The sequence below is a fragment of the Selenomonas sp. genome, from assembly GCF_057272215.1.
The window spans coordinates 13,847-30,882 of record NZ_DBHIUY010000003.1 but is presented as its reverse complement, the minus strand read 5'-3'; the positions used below and the strand labels follow the sequence as shown (position 1 = coordinate 30,882).

Sequence of the window (17,036 nt, the reverse complement as noted above, 5' to 3'; positions counted from 1 at the left end):
GCTAATCACAGCTCTTATATTACTCATTTTTCGATAAATAGTCAAGGACTTTTTTTGATTTTTTGACCTTTTAGCAAAAAATCTGCATGACACAAGCCCCTCGTATAATGCAGCGGTTGTTCCAACAGCTCAATGCAGCGTGTCCTTCAAGTCCGCCAAGAAACGCCTATCCTGCGCTGTTAGGCACGCTTGTTCCAATAGCTCGGGACGCCGCTCGTATGTGATGCGAAGCGATTCCCTGCGCCGCCATGCGCGAATCTTCGCGTGATCGCCCGACAGAAGCACCTGCGGCACTTCCATGCCTTCAAACGTACTCGGTCTCGTATACTGCGGGAACTCCAAAAGACCGTCGTAAAAGGAATCCGTCGGCGCCGATTCATCCGAACCGAGGACGCCCGGAATCATGCGAGCCACAGCGTCGACGACGACCATCGCAGGCAGCTCGCCGCCCGTCAGCACAAAATCGCCGATGGAAAGCGCCTCATCTGCCAAATGCACATGGATGCGTGCATCAAAGCCCTCGTAATGACCCGAGAGAAAAATCAGCTGTTCCTCTTGCGCCAGTTCCTTCGCCTTCGCCTGCGTGAAGGTCGCGCCGCTCGGACACAAGAGCACGATGCGCCGCCGCTTTGCCGTGCTGTTCGCCAAGATCGAGCGTACGGCGCGAAACATCGGTTCTGGCTTCAAGACCATGCCGCTGCCGCCGCCGAAAGGCGAATCATCGACCTGCCTGTGCTTATCAAAGGCAAAGTCCCGAAGCTGCGTCAAGCGTATATCAAGCAGCCCCTTTTGACGGGCGCGCTTGATGATGCTCTCGCCAAACACCGCCTCGAACATCATCGGGAACAGTGTTACAATATCAATCCGCACGGCTGTCCAACTCTTCCTGCAAATCCACGCGCAAAAATCCCTCAGCGATATTGATTTCGCGCACAACCTTTTTCAGCGCCGGCACAAGCAGCTCCGCGCCGTCAGGCTTCTTCACCACATAGACGTCGTTGCTGCCCGTCTTGAGAACATGGCTGACCGCCCCCAGCCGTTTGCCGTCCATATCGAGCGCTGCAAGACCGATGATGTCAAACGTATAGAACTCGCCCTCAGCGAGCGGCGCAGCGTCTTTTCTCGCGACGCGCAGAAGCTCGCCCGTCAGCTTTGCCGCCGCTTCACGCGAGCTGCACTCGGCAAGCGTCAAAAGCACAAATTGACGATGATAGTGGACCCGCTCGACATGGAAGATCCGTTCGCCGATAAGCACCTCGCGCAGGGACTCGAACCGTTCGGGAAAGTCCGTCAAGGGAATCACGCGCAGCTCGCCCTTCAGCCCATGCGGCGCCCCCGCCTTGCCGATGACAACACGCCCGTCAGCCACGGATCGCAACGACCTTGTCGTCCTCGACGAGGACTTCGACGTTCATCAGCTCCCGCATGTTCGAGCCGACCTTAAGCTCCGCCGTGCGCTCCAACGTACCTTGAACGATCTCGGCGCCGATCGCGAGCTTCTTCGTCTCCTCAAGCTTCGCTTCTGCCTGCTCCTTGAAATCCATGCGCTTCTGACGTTCGATAGCAAAATGCTGACGCGCCGCCTGCGCACGCTGGATGTCCTGCTGCGCCGCCTCAGAAACGATGCGCTTTTCCTGTATGCCCATCTGCTGCAGTTCAAGCTCCACCTTCTGCAGACTGTCCTCAAGCTCATCAATGATGCGCTTCTTGAGCTTTTCCGTCAGCTTCGCCTTGACCGTGCAAGGAACCTTCACCTGAATACTGTCCATTCCCTTTCCTCCTAAAAAAATAGCGGCAAGAACCCCCAAAAGGAATACTGCCGCATACATCCATCAGTTGATGTCAACCTTGATTTTTTTATTCTCGCGGGTGCCGGCAGCCTTGGCAACCGTGCGAATTGCTTTCGCGATCCTGCCTTGTTTGCCAATCACCTTCCCCATATCATCCGAAGCAACATGAAGCTCGATCAATGTTATGCGGTCTTCCTGCTTTTCGTCGACAACGACATCCTCGGGATGATCCACCAATGCCTTGGCGATGATTTCAACGACTTCCTTCATGTGACGCCTCTTTTCTCAAGAGAAGCTGCGGGAATCGGCTTTCATGCACCGTCCCCGCCGCCTCGCCTCGATCAGTTTTTCGAGCGCTTCTTCTCATCAAACTTTGCCATGATGCCCTTCTTGCTGAAAAGGGAGCGGACGGTATCCGTCGGCTGTGCGCCCTTGCTCATCCAGTCGATAGCCTTTTCCTCATCGACATGGATGACGGCAGGCTCCTTCGTGGAGTCGTAGTTGCCGAGGATCTCGATGAAGCGACCGTCGCGCGGCGAACGGGAATCCGCTACGACGATGCGGTAGAACGGGTTCTTTTTTGCGCCCATGCGGGTCAAACGAATCTTTACTGCCATGTTTTCACCTCCTTTAAAGGATTCAATGTATCATTCAGCCGATCAAGGCATGAACGGCAGCTTCATGCCGCCGAGTCCAGGGAAGCCTTTGCCTTTCTTACCGCCCTGCATCTTCTTGACCTGCTTCATCATCTTCTTCATCTCGTTGAACTGCTTTAAGAGCTTGTTCACATCCTGTACGCGCGTACCGCTGCCGAGTGCGATGCGCTTGCGGCGGCTGCCGTTGATGATAGAGATGTCGGCGCGTTCCTTCGGCGTCATGGACTTGATGATCGCCTCGATGCGGCGCACTTCCTTGCCGTTGAGGTCGATGTCCTGTCCCTGCAGCTGCTTCTTGAGACCGCCCATTCCCGGAATCATGCCGAGGATCTGCTCGAAGGAGCCAAGCTTTCTGACTTTCTGCATCTGCGCGAGGAAGTCGTCAAGCGTAAACTCTGCCTTGCGCAGCTTCTTCTCCATCTTCTTGGCTTCTTCCGCATCGAACGTGGCCTGCGCCTTTTCGATGAGAGAAAGCACATCCCCCATGCCGAGGATGCGCGACGCCATACGGTCGGGATGAAACGGCTCTAAGGCTTCGAGCTTTTCGCCCATGCCGACGAACTTGATCGGGCAGCCCGTGACCGCCTTGACCGAGAGCGCTGCACCGCCGCGTGCGTCGCCGTCGAGCTTTGTAAGCACAACGCCGTCAAGCCCAAGTCCCGCATGGAAGCTCTCCGCCACATTCACGGCGTCCTGCCCCGTCATCGCGTCAACGACGAGCAGGATCTCGTGCGGCTTGACATTCGCCTTGATATCTTTAAGCTCCTGCATGAGATCCTCGTCGATGTGCAGTCGGCCCGCCGTGTCAACGATCACAACATCATTGAGATGCGAACGCGCATGATCGACCGCACTCTTGGCAATCGTCACGGCATCCGTTCCCTGCGTCATGGCAAAGACGGGAATGCCGAGCTGCCCGCCCAAGACTTCAAGCTGCTTGACGGCGGCGGGACGATAGATGTCGGCAGCGACGAGCAGCGGCTTCTTTCCCTGCTTCTTGAGGAAAAGTCCGAGCTTGCCCGCCGAAGTCGTCTTGCCCGCGCCCTGAAGCCCCGCCATTAGGATGATCGTCGGCGGCGCAGACGAGATATTGAGGCGGCTCTGTGTGCCGCCCATGAGCTCCGTTAGCTCCTCGTCAACGATTTTAACGACGACCTGCGCCGGCGTCAGAGTATCGAGCACATCCTGTCCGACGGCGCGTTCCTTCACTTTTTTGATGAAGTCCTTGACGACCCTGAAGTTGACATCGGCTTCTAAGAGAGCCATGCGCACTTCGCGCATCGCCTCGTTTACGTCGTCCTCTGTCAGCTTGCCATGTCCGCGCAGCTTCTTGAACGTCTGCTGCAGGCGATCTGCCAGGCTTTCAAATATCATGCTGTACCTCCCGTCGCGTCCCGAGGAGTCTTGCGATGCGCTGCAAGATCTGATCTACTTCTCCGGCGTTATCTTCCGTACGCAATGTTTCAATCCGTGCGGCAATCGCCGCCAACGCTTCATGCTCCACCTTGAGCCGCCGCAAAAGGCCGAGTTTTTCTTCGTAACCCTCCAACGCCTGCTCCGAACGATGAACCATATCGTAAGCCGCCTGCCTTGAAACGCCGACCGCTTCGCCAACTTCCGCCAAGGAAAAATCCTCGAAAAGATGCAGTTCCAAGCAGCGGCGCTGCTTTTCTGTGAGCAGCATACCGTACATGTCAAACATGTCCGCCAGATGAAAAAGCCTTTCGAGCATCATTTTCACCCGCTTTCATGAAAAGGCACGTCTCAAATCATAAACATGCTTTCGGGAAATCACCCCGACCATGCTATTATACGCAAGTCTTCACTCTCTGTCAATATTTTTCCTTGGCAGTCTCACATAGTCCTTTATGCCTACAATTATTTCACAGATTGCCGGAGACCGTCTCCTGTAGGCGGACTGCCTAAAAAATTGCACTTTTTATAGGTCGCATGTCTTGCTTGAACAGGAATATTATAGTATAATCTTACTATGTTAAATGGATTTTAACATACGAAAAAATGCTTATGTAAAGAGGTGTGGACATGAAATTACGAGTAAAACTTCTTCTATGGGTCGGTATTCCCTTCTGTATCATCTTCTTCGCCGTATCCGTTTTCAGTTATTGGAACGCAAGTACGCTGCTGAAAGAATCGACAGAGCGCGAAATGATGACGCTTGCCGAACTCGATGCGGAGCAGGTCGCCGAGATCGTCGAAGCGCAGCGCGGCGTTCTCGGCGGACTGGCAGAAGCGTGGACCGCCGGGCTTCCCTCCAACGAAGCATTCGACCCCGTCGGCAAACATTTCATGAAGCGTGAGGACATCAACACGCTCTTCATCGGCTTCCCCGACCGCGACTTCCTCGACAGCGAAGAGGGCGTCGTGCCGAAAGCCGAATTTGACGCGACGACGCGCGATTGGTACAAGGACGCAGCAGCGCACGACGGCGTGCGCCTCTCCGATGTCTACATGGACAGCTTCACAAACGTCAAAGTCGTAACGCTGAGCAAAGCGGTACGCAATAACGGCGCACTTCTCGGCGTCGTAGCGACCGACGTACGTTTTGAAAGCATCGAGAAAAAGGTCGCCTCCTTCAAGGTCGGCAAAACGGGCGAGGCTTTTATGCTCGACGCGGGCGGCCACTTTATCTGCCACCCCGTGCTGACGCTCGACGACAGGATTCAAGACGAAGGCGCGGATAAAGAAAAGACCTATCTTTCCAGGGAGCCTCTTTTCTTTGAGGGAAGCTTTCAAGGCGTCGATATGTTTTACGCCGTGCAGCCTGTCGGCGATACGGGATGGAATCTCATTCTCTTTGTGCCGCAGGAAGAAATCTTCTCCAACATTGCTCATCTCAAATGGGCGATGATCGGCTGCGCACTCTTCGCCTTGGCGCTCATGGGCAGCATTCTCCTCTACATCGCACGCTCCATCTCACTGCCGATCGAAAATCTTGAGTCCGTCGCAGCTAAAGTGGCAAAAGGCGATCTCTCAGCGAAGCTCACGCCGACCGACCGTCAGGACGAAATCGGCAGCCTGCACAACAACTTCTGCCAAATGACGCAAGGGCTGCAAAATCTCATACGTCAAACGGCGCAGACGGCGGAACATCTCGCCGCCTCATCGGAAGAGCTTACAGCTTCCGCCGATCAGTCCGCGCAAGGCGCACAGAAAACATCGGCAGCCGTCGTCAAGATCACGGGCGACACACAGGAACAAGGTACCGTCGTCGATGAATCCCTCCAAGCCGTCAACGATATAACACATGCCATGGATCAAATCAACACAGGCGTTGACGATGTATCTCATGCCGTGGAACGCGTGGAAGCAGCCACGATCGAGGGACAGCAAGGTCTGAACGTAGCCGTCGAAGGAATGCAGGTTTTGGACGAAAGCGCCAAAGGCGTGGCGGAAGCTGTGACCGCACTCTACGAAAGCTCCAAGCGCATCTCCGAAATCGTCGAGATGATCACGCAGATCGCCGGTCAGACGAACCTCCTCGCACTGAATGCCGCCATTGAAGCGGCGCGCGCAGGTGAGCAGGGACGCGGTTTCACCGTCGTCGCGGAAGAGGTTCGAAAGCTCGCCGAGCAGTCGGAAAACGCGGCGCAGGAAATCACTGCCTTGATCACGGACAACTCGAAACGCATCGAAGAAACCTTCAAGGTCATGCAGGATCAAAAAGAGCGCGTCGGCGAGGGCGTCGAGCAGGTGCATCAGGCAAGCGAGCGCTTCGACCGCATCGCCGCCGTCGTCAAGGAACTCTCCGAAAAAGTTTCCGGCATCTTGACGAGTACGCATCAGATCCACACGCAGAACGTACGCATGGAAACTTCCGTGCAAAGGCTCAAATCCGTATCCGACTCCGTACAGGACGAAGCTGAAAACGTCTCTGCCGTATCGCAGGAGCAGGCGGCGTCCATGCAGGAGATCGCAGCGGCAAGCTCCACCCTGGCAAATATGGCGCAGGATTTGCAGAAAGCCGTGAGCAAGTTTCATATCAGCTAAAAAAAGAGTCCGATGGACGTTATCCGTCGGACTCTTTTTCTTTGGGAAATCCCGGGGATTTCATATATGGAACGTGCAAATCCCATGAATCTCTGCTATAATGAAGCCACCTTTTCATACAAGGCGAATACGCGGAATGTATCCGGAAAATCAAGTGCAAGGAGACTCTTCATGCTAAAAAATCCCATGAACACTGTCAAGATCGCCGCTTTCTTTCTCTCGTGTGCCCTCCTCTACGCGATCCATCTCGCAAATCCAACATTCTTCCCTGAACTTTGGCAAGTCCTGAAAAGCGGCGACCTCCTGGCGACTGCCGACTACATACGATCCTTCGGCTCATGGGCGATGTTCTTCAGCTTCTGGCTCGTACTCTTCGTCAACGCCATCGGCTTCCCCCCCGCTATCATCTTTTCGACGGCAAACACCTTGATCTTCGGCATCGTCCCCGGCATCATCCTCTCTGTCATCGCCGAAACCGTCGGCGTCACGATCAGCTTTCTGCTGCTGCGTTTCCTGTTCCGCTCCTCAGCGGAGCAGCTGATCGCCAAACATCCGCGACTCAAGAAGGTGGATGCCTACAGCGGCAAGAACGGATTCACCGTCATGCTCATCGCACGCATGGTACCCTACATCCCGTCGGCGCTTCTCAATGCACTCGGCGCCTTGAGCGCCATCAGCCTCAGAGACTACATCATAGCTTCCTTCGTCGGCAAATTCCCCTCGACCGCCATCGAAGCGATCATCGGGCATGATACCGTACTCAAAAATCCCGATCCGACGCGCCTCGTCCTCGTATCGCTCGCGGCTGTCATCCTCATCGCAGGCGCTTGGTACTACGAGAAACGCATGGAAAAAAAAGCCGACGCCATGCAGAAGATCCTCGACAAACATACAAAAATATGAAAGCCTGCGGAATAAACGCCGCAGGCTTTTTCTTTACTTTTTTAGAAGTCTTCGTCCATCCCCGTCGTGTCAACGCCAAAGATCAGCTTATCAAGGGTATGAATGAGCTGGTTGATCTCGGGCTTCGAGATCTGAGCGCTTGCACCGAGATCGTCGCCCTTACGGCGCATCTCTTCAGAAATCAACGACGAGAAGAGCACGAGCGGAATCTTCCGCAGGCGATCATCGCTACGCACGAGCTTCAAGAGACGATGCCCATCCATCTTCGGCATCTCGACGTCGGAAATGATGATGCGCACCTTTTCAAAGATCTTATCCTGCTCCGTTTTTTCCGCCATCTCCTTGAGGAAGCCCCATGCATCCTCACCATTGCCGAAATCACGCACATAGGTATAACCTGCGCCGTGCAGCGTGTTGACGAGGAGATCGCGCAGGAGTACGGAATCCTCTGCCACAATGATGTGCTGCGCAGCACGCCTTTGCTTGATGTCCTCCGATGTGTCGTCAACCGTCGTGAGCTTCTGATTGATCTCGGGATTGATCTCCGCCATGATCGTCTCAAAGTCGAGCAAAAGAACGATTTTGCCTTCCATCTTGACAAGACCGACGACACGCGACTGATCGCCGACTTCCGGCGCCGGCTCCATGTTCTTCCAAGAGATGCGGTGGATGCGCGATACATTGTCAACGAGGAAACCCATGTCGTAGCCATTGATCTCCGTCACAATGATGTTCTGCGAACGCCCTGCCGCCTGTCCGCTCATCACGCCGAGGCAGCGCGGCAGATCGACGAGCGGCACGGCTCTGCCGCGCAGGGTGAACAGCCCGTTGATGTACGGATGCGCCTGCGGCATCGTCGTCACAGGAAAATCAGAAGCCTTGATGACTTCGCGCACCTTCGCTACATTGATGCCATAATCGACAGCGCCGATATTGAACTCAATGATCTCAAACTCATTTGTGCCGGTTTCCAGCAAAATGCCCTTTTTTTCTTCTGCCATGAAAAATCCGCCCCCATTTCATACTCTAAGGAAATAATTCGTTAAAAAGACTTAAAATCCTTCTTTATATTTCAAGAATCGCAGATTATTTTCGCGCTTCTTTCTCATTTTCTTCATGCAAAGTCCCATCGTAAAGAAATGTCCAGCCGTCCTTTTCCTCAATGCGCCCTGCCTTGAGCAAATGTCCCAAGGCGCGTTTGAACGCCGCTTTGCTGATTTGAAACTTCGCCTTGATAATTTCCGGCGGCGTCTTGTCACTGTACGGCATCTTCCCCTTATGACTTTCCAAGTGATGCAAGATGCGCTCAGCGTCCGTGACAAGCGCCTTTTCCTTCGGCTCTCGCAGAGAACCGTTGAGTCTGCCGTCGCTGCGCAGGTAGGTGACGCGCACCGTGACTTCTTCGCCCACGCGCGGCCGCTCCTTCATCTCCTTGTGGGGGACGAATACGATATAGCGCTCATCCGTGAAGAGGAATGCGCCGCTTTCCGTGATGTTGTAGATCGAGCCGGAGAGCTTAGCTCCGATGCGCACATCGACTGCGGGCTTCGATGCACGGCGAAGCTCGTCCTCGACTTCCATCGTCACGGCAAGTCTGCCGGATTTATCCGTGTAGAGCTTCGCCCAAACGACCTCGCCGATCTGCGGCCTGCCGCGCATACCCGCGTAGGGCAGAAAGATGCCGCGTTCGGCGCCGACGTCGAGAAAAGCCCCGTCGCGGCTCACGTTGACGACGGCAAGGCGTGCGACCTGCCCTTCTTTCATGCGCGGCACCTTCATGCTCGCCGTCAAACGGTGCTTGGGATCAAGGTACAAGAACACCTCGACGATCTCGTCAACGGCAACTTCACGCGTCTGCTGCGTCTTGTGCAGCAGGATGTCGTCTGAGGTATTGCCCGTCTCAGCGTCGAGAAAGGCGCCAAGCTCGCCGATGCGTGCGACGCGAAGTCGTGCGACCGTGCTCGGACCGTACTTCCTGCACTTTTCTTGCGCCATCCTCTAGTCCTCGTAATGCGTGATCGGCGCATCGCTCCAAAGACGTTCCAACGCATAGAACGCACGGCTTTCCGTCATAAAGACATGCGCTACGCAGTCGCCGTAGTCGAGAAGCACCCACTCGCCCTCACGGTATCCTTCCTTATGCAGATAGGATTTCTCGTGCTTTTCCAACAACGCATCTTCAATATTGTCGGCGATGGCGCGCACCTGCGTCGCCGTATTCGCCGAGCAGACGATGAAATAGTCTGCAGCCGTCGTAAGCTCCGCCATACGCAGGATGACGATGTCCTCCGCTTTCTTATCACTCGCAGCCCTGGCGATCGCCTGGCTGATTTCTTCCGGTGTATTGCTCAAAATTCATGCCTCCTACTGCTCTTCACTTATTATCGTCATTTTCTCCCTCATGCTTTACCAGTTCTGGGAATAATTCTTCAATTTTTTGCCGAATCGCACCACGATCGGGCAGCCAATAGCCGTCATGCTGCGAAGTGGGCAGGATGAGCGTCTTGGGCGGCGCACTGCCGAGATTCTTCAAGACCTTAGCCAGACGCGCCGAGTCGAAAATCTCCGCGCTCGTCGTCATGCGATACTTAAAGATGTCCGCTACATCAGGCAGCTTCGGTATCGTATCGACCTGCAGAAATTTTTCGTAAAGAGCCTTGGCAAAACGCTGCTGGCGATGCAGTCTGCCGACCTCGCCAAGCTCTGAACTGCGGTAGCGCAGATACTTCTGCGCCGTGTCGCCGTCCATGTGCTGAAATCCCTTGGGGATGCGGATCGAAAGCCCCGCCTCGGGATCGTCGTAGTTCATCTCATCCTCGACGTAGAGATCGACGCCGCCCAAGACGTCGACTAGCTCGGCGAGCGCCTGTGTGTCAAGCGTCACATACTGATGAATGGACACGCCGAGAAGCGCAGAAAGCGTCTGCACCATCGTCGGTGCGCCGCCGTGCGCATAGAGATCGGTCGCTCGCAGCTCGCCGCCCCCCTGCGGCAGCGATACGATCATATTGGGCGGCACGGTGATGGCACGCAGGCTGCCCGTTGCATTTTCCATGCTCAGAAGCAGAATCGTGTCGGCATGTTTTCCCTCCGTACCATTCTCGTCAGCGCCGTCGTCGATACCGAGAATGAGCACGTTCGTATAGCCGTCGAACTTCGCGTCGATGTGGCTGTCGCGCACCTGCCGCCGCTCTTCGTAGCCTTGGTAAACGGCATCAATCTCCTGATAGATGCCATGACCGATGCCGTAAAGAAAGTAGCCTGCGACGGCGAGCACCGCGATGAATATGCCGAGAAAGAACATCAGCACGATGAGACGTGCGCGGCGAATGCGGCGGCGGCGAGCCTGCTCCTTGCGTTTGAGGCGAATATTTTCCTGCGTGCGGCTCTTCGCTCTGCGCGTCATGGCTCATGCCTCTCATTTTCTCGCAGGGACAGCAGAATTTCGTTGCGTGCCGCCACCGTCGCCGGATGAATGAGCCGTCCGGTCTCTAAAATAAATTTGATGGACTTCGACAGCCCTTCGAGCAGCATCGCATCGAGCTCTGCCGTGTACGCCAGCTCGCGCAGAGCCTTGACCTCGGGATAGTCGCGCTGCGGCTCGATCATGTCGGCGAAGTAGACGATCTTGTCGAGCTTCGTCATGCGCTCGCCGCCGACGGTATGCCGCCAAATCGCCTGCTGTATTTCGGCGTCTTTCACACCATAAAGCTCCGCCGCACGCTTCGCCCCCACATAGGCATGCAAAAGGAGCGGCATCGCACGCTCAACCTCACCATAGTCGATCGAGCGCCGCGCCGCTTCAGAAGCCAGCTCCGTCACAGCATATTCGCGTGCGCAGTCGTGCAAAAGCCCCGCGATACGCGCCTTGTCTGCGTCCACGCCGAAACGCTCCGCAAGCATGACAGCAGTATCCGCCACGCCGAGGGAATGTTCATAACGCTTCTGCGGCAGCCGCCTCGCCAGCTCCTCTTTCATTGCCTCATAATTCATTGATACAGACCTTCTTTATAGATGTACGTTTCCACCGATTCCGGCACGAGATAGCGGATGGAACGCCCCTCTTGCAAACGGCGGCGAATATCCGTCGAGGAGATCTCAAGTTCCGGCGTTTCCACGCAATGAATGCGCGAAAGCACCTCTTCGCCAAGGCGTGCACGCACATCCGTCAAGGAGATCGGCGCCCCCTTGCGCCTCGCCGCCGCGAAGTGGCAGAGAGAAAACAGTTCCAAAATACGATGCCATGTAAAAATCGTGTTTAGCTCGTCGCCGCCGATGATGAAGTAAAAGTCCGCATGATCGCCGTGCGTTTCGACAAGCGCACGCAGCGTATCGTAGGAGTACGAGGGGCCTTCTCGCTTCATCTCCACATCAAGCGCACGAAAGAACGGGTTGCTCCCGACGGCAAGCTGCGTCAGGCGCAGGCGATGCTCCGCCGACGCCCCCCGTCGCTCGGGCTTGTGCGGCGGCTCGGCAGCAGGAATAAAGATCACCTCGGCAAGTCGGAGCGCTTCCCGCGCCGCCTCTGCGATGGTCAAATGTCCGATATGGATGGGATCGAACGTGCCGCCCATGACGCCGATACGCTTTTTTTCCTCCGCCATACTCCCACCTCCGCCGCAAAACAAATCAGCCGAAAAGCGCGATCATCAAAACCAGCCCAGCAGCCATACTTGCGAGGATAATGAGACATGCGCGCATGGCATCGTAAAAGTCGTACGCGCCCTTGTCCGTCGAAAGATACTGCCGCAGCGCATACAAATAGCCAAAGATGCGTTTCATTCGCGCACCTGTCCTTCGCCGTAGATCAGATACTTCATCGTCGTCAGCTCGACAAGTCCCATAGGACCGCGTGCGTGCAGCTTCTGCGTACTGATGCCGATTTCCGCGCCGAAGCCGAACTCGCCGCCGTCCGTAAAGCGCGTCGAAGCGTTGACATAGACCGCCGCCGCATCGACCTCCGCTTGAAAACGGTGCGCATTCTTGACGTCGTTCGTGACGATGGCTTCCGAGTGTCCCGTATTGTAGCGATTGATATGCACGATGGCTTCATCCATATCGCGCACGACCTTGACCGACAGAATGAGATCGCCGTACTCCGTCGACCAGTCATCCTCTGTCGCTTCAGCAAGCGCACCGCAAATCGCCCGCGCCTCTTCCGAGCCGCGCACCTCGACGCCTGCAGCTTCCATCGACCGCACGATGCGCGGCAGAAAGTCGGCGGCGATGTTTTCATGCACGAGCAGCGTTTCCATCGCGTTGCAGACCGACGGGCGCGACACCTTCGCGTTCAGGGCGATCTTCTCCGCCATAGCGAGATCGGCGCTCGCATCGACAAAGGTGTGGCAGACGCCGCTGCCCGTCTCGATGACGGGCAGCGTGCTTCCCTGCACCACAGCGCGAATCAGCCCTGCACCGCCGCGCGGAATGACGGCGTCCAAGAGACCATTGAGATGCAGCATCACCTCGACGCCTTGACGGTCGGTCGCATCGATGAAGCCGATCGCCCCTCGCGGAACGCCTGCCTCCTGCGCCGCCTGCGCGAGCAAAGAGGCGATCGCCGTATTCGAGCGAATCGCTTCCGAACCGCCGCGCAGCAGCACGGCATTTCCCGACTTCAGGCACAATCCCGCCGCATCCGCCGTCACATTGGGACGCGCCTCATAGATGATGCCGACGACGCCGAGCGGCACGCGCACGCGGCGAATCTCCAACCCGTTCGGGCGCACCGTCGAAAAGTCGCCGCGTCCCACAGGATCGGCAAGAGCCGCCGTTTCGCGCAAGCCCTGCGCCATCGCATGAATGCGGCTCTCATCGAGCATCAGGCGGTCAAGGTAAGACCGCTTGACATCCTTCTTCATGCGCGCCTCTTCCAAATCCTCAGCATTCGCATCCAAGATGAGTTTCGCACGCTTTTCGAGCATATCTGCCATAGCATGAAGCGCCCGATTCTTCTCCTGCGGCTTCATCGTCGCCAAAATCCGCGACGCTTCCTTCGCCGCCTGCGCCTTTTCTCTGACCAACGCTTCGATGTTCATGACGAACCCCTCCTCATGCTTTCTGCTGCAAAACCGCCCTCAGACCATCAGCACCATATTGTCACGGTGAATGACTTCCTCATGAATCTCCCCTTCGATAAGTCCTGCGAAATCACAGCTCTTCCGTCCGGCGATCTTCGCAATCTGCGCTGCGCTGTAATTGACGATGCCGCGTGCAATCTCCTGCTCTCGCGCCGAGAGCACGCGCACCGTCGTCCCCGCCGCAAAACCGCCTTCGACGCTGACGACGCCCGCCGCCAAAAGGCTCGATCCCTGCGTTCGCATCGCCCTTTCACAGCCCTCGTCAACGATGATATCGCCGGCGATGCGCTTGCCGAAAGCGAGCCAACTCTTTCTGACCTTGAGATGCGATTCCTTCGCGGGGAACACCGTACCCACAGGCTCACCCGCAAGAACGGCAGAAATCACATCATCCCTCGCACTCGGCGCGATGACGAACGTCGCGCCTGCGTTCACGGCGATCTTCGCCGCCTCGATCTTCGTCGCCATGCCGCCCGTGCCAAACGAAGACCCCGCGCCGCCCGCCATGCGCTCGATCGCCGGCGTGATCTCCGCGACCTCCAAAATCAGACGCGCCGCTTTGTCCTTCTGCGGATTCGCCGTATAAAGCCCGTCGATGTCCGACAAGATGAGAAGCGCATCGGCGTCGATCAAGGTCGCCACCGTCGCCGACAACGTATCGTTATCGCCAATCTTGATCTCATCGACGGCGACGACGTCGTTTTCATTGATGACAGGCACGGCGCCCATAGCGATGAGTTCTAAAAGCGCGTTGCGCGAATTGGCATACTGATGATGACGCGCAGCGTTCTCCTTCGTCAAAAGCACCTGCGCCGCCGTCTGCCCGTAGTCGGAGAAAAACTTTTTATAAAGGGTCATCAAGCTCGACTGCCCGATGGCAGCCAAAGCTTGGCGCGCGGGGATAGCCGCCGGCTTTTCGTGAAGCCCGATACTGTCCATGCCGATGGCGATGGCACCCGAGCTGACGAGCACCATCTCGCGCCCCGCATTCTTGAGATCGGCGATCTCGCGCACCAGCCGATCCATGCGCCGAAAATCGGGCTTTCCCGACGTGCGCACAAGCGTGCTCGTACCGACCTTGACAACGATGCGCTTCGCTTCACGCAGGCGTTCGCGGGCATTCATACGACCAAGCCTCCTCGCTTACCTCTACTCGCGATATTCAAACTCCATGTCGCCGATATGCACCGTCATGCCCTCTCGGATGCCGCGCTCCTTTAAAAGCGCGTCGATCTTCTTCATGCGCCAGATGTACTGGAAGCGGCGCACCGCCTCATCGTTGCCGAAGTTCGTCATGGCGACAAGCTTTTCCAGCGCCTTGTTCGAGACGATGAAATCGGCGCGGTCGTTGCGTGTGATCGTCACAGCATCTTCCGCCTCTGCCGCAAAAGATGCATCGTAGACGCGCACGGTCTCGCTTTCCTCCGGCGGTTCATCCTTCATGACTTCAAGCGTTTCGCCCACATAGTCGATAAGCTCCTTCAAGCCTTGATGCGCCGCCGCCGAAACAGCGAAGAGACGGACGCCCTCCTTCTTCGCAAGAGCCTCTAAGCGGGGCAGATTCTCAGCCGCTTCGGGCAAATCCATCTTATTGGCGACAAGGATCTGCGTGCGTGCGGCGATCTTTTCACTGTACTTTTTAAGCTCTGCGTTGATACGATAATAATCTTCGACGGGATCGCGCCCCTCAAGCCCTGACGCATCGACAAGATGCAGGATGAGACGCGTGCGCTCGACATGACGCAGAAAATCATGCCCAAGCCCTGCGCCATCCGCCGCGCCCTCGATAAGCCCCGGAATATCCGCCATGACGAAGTTCTTCTCATAATCCGTCTGCACAACGCCGAGCACAGGAACGAGCGTCGTGAAATGATAGGCGGCGACCTCCGGACGCGCCGCCGAGACCGCCGTGATGAGGCTCGACTTGCCGACGCTCGGATAGCCGACAAGACCGACGTCAGCGAGCAGTTTAAGCTCCAACAGAAGCTCCTTGCTCTCCCCCGGCTCACCGAGTTCAGCGAAAGTCGGCGCACGATTCGCCGCATTGGAAAAACGTGCATTGCCGCGTCCGCCTCTGCCGGCTTTCGCGATGACGACCTCTTGCCCGACTTCCGTAAGATCGGCGAGCACCGCCCCCGTCGCTGCATCTTTGACGAGCGTCCCCGCAGGCACCTTGATGCGGCACGGCTCGGCATTCGCCCCCGTCATATTCTTGATATCGCCGTTACCGCCGTCCTTGCCCCTGAACTTCCGATGGTAGCGGAAGTCGAGCAGCGTGTTCATATTCGGATCGACGACGAATACGATGTCGGCGCCGCGGCCGCCGTCGCCGCCCGAAGGGCCGCCCTTCGGGATGAACTTCTCGCGGCGAAACGCCGACTTTCCTTTGCCGCCGTCCCCCGCCTTCACACTGATTTTCGCACGATCAATAAACTGCATCGCTGCCTCCCCCCTCGCCCTGATGCACATGCCTCATGGCCGGAATCGTACGCGGCTCCCGGCGATAAAGCATGGGCGTCAAGCGTCCTGCCGAAAAACCTCGGATAGAAAAAGATACCTGCGTCGCGGATGGCGCAGGTATTCTTCATCTTGCAATATTAAGCCTAAGCCGTCGGATAAACGCTGACTTGGCGATTGTAGCGACCCTTGCGCTCAAAAGCGACCTTGCCCGCTACCTTAGCGAAAAGCGTATCATCCTTGCCGATGCCCACATTGTGACCCGGATGGAAGTGCGTGCCGCGCTGACGCACGAGAATGCTGCCCGCCGTCACAAGCGTTCCCGCGTGCTCCTTGACGCCAAGGCGTTTGGACTCACTGTCGCGTCCGTTTCTGGTGCTGCTCACGCCCTTTTTATGCGCGAAAAGCTGCAAATCAAACTTAAACATAGATCTCACCCCTCTTTATCCTCGATTCTCACGGCGTTGGGTTCAATCTTTCGGATCTCATCCAACCCCAGCCGCATCGTTTCCAACACGGCTTCGGTGAAATCGTCGGGCGCTTCTTGGAGCTTCAAGAAAAAGTCCCCGCTCGCGACACGATAGCTTACGCCGCGATGCAGATGCTTCCCTATGCCGAGAAGCGCCGTCTGCACCAGCGTAGAAACCCCTGCACAGACGATGTCGGCGCCATATTCGCCGTTATGCCCCGTAACTCGGCAGCCCGATATTTTCCCGTTCTGACGCTCGATCTGAATTTCAATCATCAAGCCTCAATCTTTTCGATAACAACCTTCGTGAACGGCTGGCGATGACCCTGACGACGGCGGTAGTTCGACTTCGCCTTGTACTTAAAGACGAGAATCTTCTTGTCCTTGCCCTGCGCCTGAACCTTGCCCATCACCTTAGCGCCCTCGACGAGCGGACGGCCGACCTTGACGGCGTCGCCGTCCACAACCGTCAGAACCTCATCGAACGTCACGCCCTCGCCCTCTTCGGCGTTGAGCTTCTCGATGCGGATGACATCGCCCTCGGCAACGCGGTATTGCTTGCCTCCGGTCTTGATAATAGCGTACATGAAAACACCTCCCTGCGTGTTACTCGCCGACTACGGTACGGCAAACGCCGTTTCAAAACCCCATCGAGCGGTTAAGGAAACACGGA

22 protein-coding genes are annotated in these 17,036 nt (G+C 56.6%); 2 read left to right on the top strand and 20 right to left on the bottom strand.

Annotated elements, in window-relative coordinates; all coding sequences use genetic code 11:
• Positions 1-129: 129 nt before the first annotated feature.
• The 7 genes from trmD to ylxM all read right to left on the bottom strand — a co-directional run bounded on the left by trmD (position 130) and on the right by ylxM (position 4,178).
• Complete coding sequence (gene trmD / locus ACO5Z0_RS03340; protein WP_485649209.1) at positions 130-870, bottom strand: tRNA (guanosine(37)-N1)-methyltransferase TrmD; 741 nt, start codon at positions 868-870, stop codon at positions 130-132.
• Positions 860-1,369 (bottom strand): ribosome maturation factor RimM, encoded by a 510-nt coding sequence (gene rimM, locus ACO5Z0_RS03335; protein ID WP_485649337.1) that lies wholly within the window; start codon positions 1,367-1,369, stop codon positions 860-862. Before rimM ends, trmD begins: the two co-directional genes overlap by 11 nt.
• Positions 1,362-1,769 carry a YlqD family protein gene (locus ACO5Z0_RS03330; protein ID WP_442674031.1) on the bottom strand — a complete coding sequence of 136 codons (408 nt, stop codon included), beginning with the start codon at positions 1,767-1,769 and terminating at the stop codon, positions 1,362-1,364. Before ACO5Z0_RS03330 ends, rimM begins: the two co-directional genes overlap by 8 nt.
• Positions 1,770-1,832: 63 nt before the next feature.
• Positions 1,833-2,060 (bottom strand): KH domain-containing protein, encoded by a 228-nt coding sequence (locus ACO5Z0_RS03325; protein WP_442674030.1) that lies wholly within the window; start codon positions 2,058-2,060, stop codon positions 1,833-1,835.
• A gap of 71 nt (positions 2,061-2,131) precedes the next feature.
• A complete protein-coding gene (gene rpsP / locus ACO5Z0_RS03320; protein ID WP_485649208.1) occupies positions 2,132-2,407 on the bottom strand; it encodes a 30S ribosomal protein S16 in 276 nt (91 codons plus the stop codon).
• Between the two features lie 42 nt (positions 2,408-2,449).
• Positions 2,450-3,820: a signal recognition particle protein gene (ffh, locus tag ACO5Z0_RS03315; protein ID WP_485649207.1), complete on the bottom strand. Its 1,371-nt coding sequence runs from the start codon at positions 3,818-3,820 to the stop codon at positions 2,450-2,452.
• Positions 3,810-4,178, bottom strand: coding sequence for a YlxM family DNA-binding protein (gene ylxM / locus ACO5Z0_RS03310; RefSeq protein ID WP_485649206.1), 369 nt, complete (start codon positions 4,176-4,178; stop codon positions 3,810-3,812). Before ylxM ends, ffh begins: the two co-directional genes overlap by 11 nt.
• A 311-nt stretch (positions 4,179-4,489) precedes the next feature.
• Between ylxM and ACO5Z0_RS03305 the strand changes: the two genes are divergently transcribed.
• Positions 4,490-6,454 carry a methyl-accepting chemotaxis protein gene (locus tag ACO5Z0_RS03305; RefSeq protein ID WP_485649205.1) on the top strand — a complete coding sequence of 655 codons (1,965 nt, stop codon included), beginning with the start codon at positions 4,490-4,492 and terminating at the stop codon, positions 6,452-6,454.
• A gap of 171 nt (positions 6,455-6,625) precedes the next feature.
• A complete protein-coding gene (locus tag ACO5Z0_RS03300; protein WP_485649204.1) occupies positions 6,626-7,357 on the top strand; it encodes a TVP38/TMEM64 family protein in 732 nt (243 codons plus the stop codon).
• 41 nt (positions 7,358-7,398) lie between these two features.
• On the opposite strand, the gene ACO5Z0_RS03295 is transcribed toward ACO5Z0_RS03300, so the two are convergent.
• The 13 genes from ACO5Z0_RS03295 to rplU form a co-directional block, all read right to left on the bottom strand.
• The gene (locus tag ACO5Z0_RS03295; protein ID WP_485649203.1) at positions 7,399-8,358 is read right to left on the bottom strand and encodes a chemotaxis protein; all 960 of its coding nucleotides are present in this window, start codon (positions 8,356-8,358) and stop codon (positions 7,399-7,401) included.
• Between the two features lie 85 nt (positions 8,359-8,443).
• A complete protein-coding gene (locus ACO5Z0_RS03290; RefSeq protein WP_485649202.1) occupies positions 8,444-9,352 on the bottom strand; it encodes a CvfB family protein in 909 nt (302 codons plus the stop codon).
• Positions 9,353-9,355: 3 nt separating this feature from the next.
• A complete protein-coding gene (gene rsfS, locus ACO5Z0_RS03285; RefSeq protein WP_485649201.1) occupies positions 9,356-9,709 on the bottom strand; it encodes a ribosome silencing factor in 354 nt (117 codons plus the stop codon).
• Between the two features lie 22 nt (positions 9,710-9,731).
• Complete coding sequence (locus tag ACO5Z0_RS03280) at positions 9,732-10,763, bottom strand: LCP family protein (protein WP_485649200.1); 1,032 nt, start codon at positions 10,761-10,763, stop codon at positions 9,732-9,734.
• Entirely contained in the window at positions 10,760-11,350 is a 591-nt protein-coding gene (gene yqeK / locus ACO5Z0_RS03275) for a bis(5'-nucleosyl)-tetraphosphatase (symmetrical) YqeK (RefSeq protein ID WP_485649199.1), read from the bottom strand. Before yqeK ends, ACO5Z0_RS03280 begins: the two co-directional genes overlap by 4 nt.
• A complete protein-coding gene (gene nadD / locus ACO5Z0_RS03270; protein WP_485649198.1) occupies positions 11,347-11,961 on the bottom strand; it encodes a nicotinate-nucleotide adenylyltransferase in 615 nt (204 codons plus the stop codon). The genes yqeK and nadD overlap by 4 nt, the downstream gene beginning before the upstream one ends.
• Positions 11,962-11,986: 25 nt before the next feature.
• Positions 11,987-12,139, bottom strand: a complete 153-nt coding sequence (locus ACO5Z0_RS03265; RefSeq protein WP_485649197.1) for a hypothetical protein — start codon at positions 12,137-12,139, stop codon at positions 11,987-11,989.
• On the bottom strand, positions 12,136-13,395 hold the full coding sequence (locus ACO5Z0_RS03260) for a glutamate-5-semialdehyde dehydrogenase (protein ID WP_485649196.1): 1,260 nt from the start codon (positions 13,393-13,395) through the stop codon (positions 12,136-12,138). The genes ACO5Z0_RS03265 and ACO5Z0_RS03260 overlap by 4 nt, the downstream gene beginning before the upstream one ends.
• 39 nt (positions 13,396-13,434) lie before the next feature.
• On the bottom strand, positions 13,435-14,562 hold the full coding sequence (proB, locus tag ACO5Z0_RS03255) for a glutamate 5-kinase (RefSeq protein ID WP_485649195.1): 1,128 nt from the start codon (positions 14,560-14,562) through the stop codon (positions 13,435-13,437).
• A 24-nt stretch (positions 14,563-14,586) separates the two neighbouring features.
• Positions 14,587-15,876 (bottom strand): GTPase ObgE, encoded by a 1,290-nt coding sequence (gene obgE, locus ACO5Z0_RS03250; RefSeq protein ID WP_485649194.1) that lies wholly within the window; start codon positions 15,874-15,876, stop codon positions 14,587-14,589.
• A 164-nt stretch (positions 15,877-16,040) separates the two neighbouring features.
• Positions 16,041-16,322: a 50S ribosomal protein L27 gene (gene rpmA / locus ACO5Z0_RS03245; protein WP_442673066.1), complete on the bottom strand. Its 282-nt coding sequence runs from the start codon at positions 16,320-16,322 to the stop codon at positions 16,041-16,043.
• Between the two features lie 5 nt (positions 16,323-16,327).
• A complete protein-coding gene (locus ACO5Z0_RS03240) occupies positions 16,328-16,639 on the bottom strand; it encodes a ribosomal-processing cysteine protease Prp (RefSeq protein WP_442673072.1) in 312 nt (103 codons plus the stop codon).
• Entirely contained in the window at positions 16,639-16,950 is a 312-nt protein-coding gene (rplU, locus tag ACO5Z0_RS03235) for a 50S ribosomal protein L21 (protein ID WP_442673067.1), read from the bottom strand. Before rplU ends, ACO5Z0_RS03240 begins: the two co-directional genes overlap by 1 nt.
• Positions 16,951-17,036: the final 86 nt, after the last annotated feature.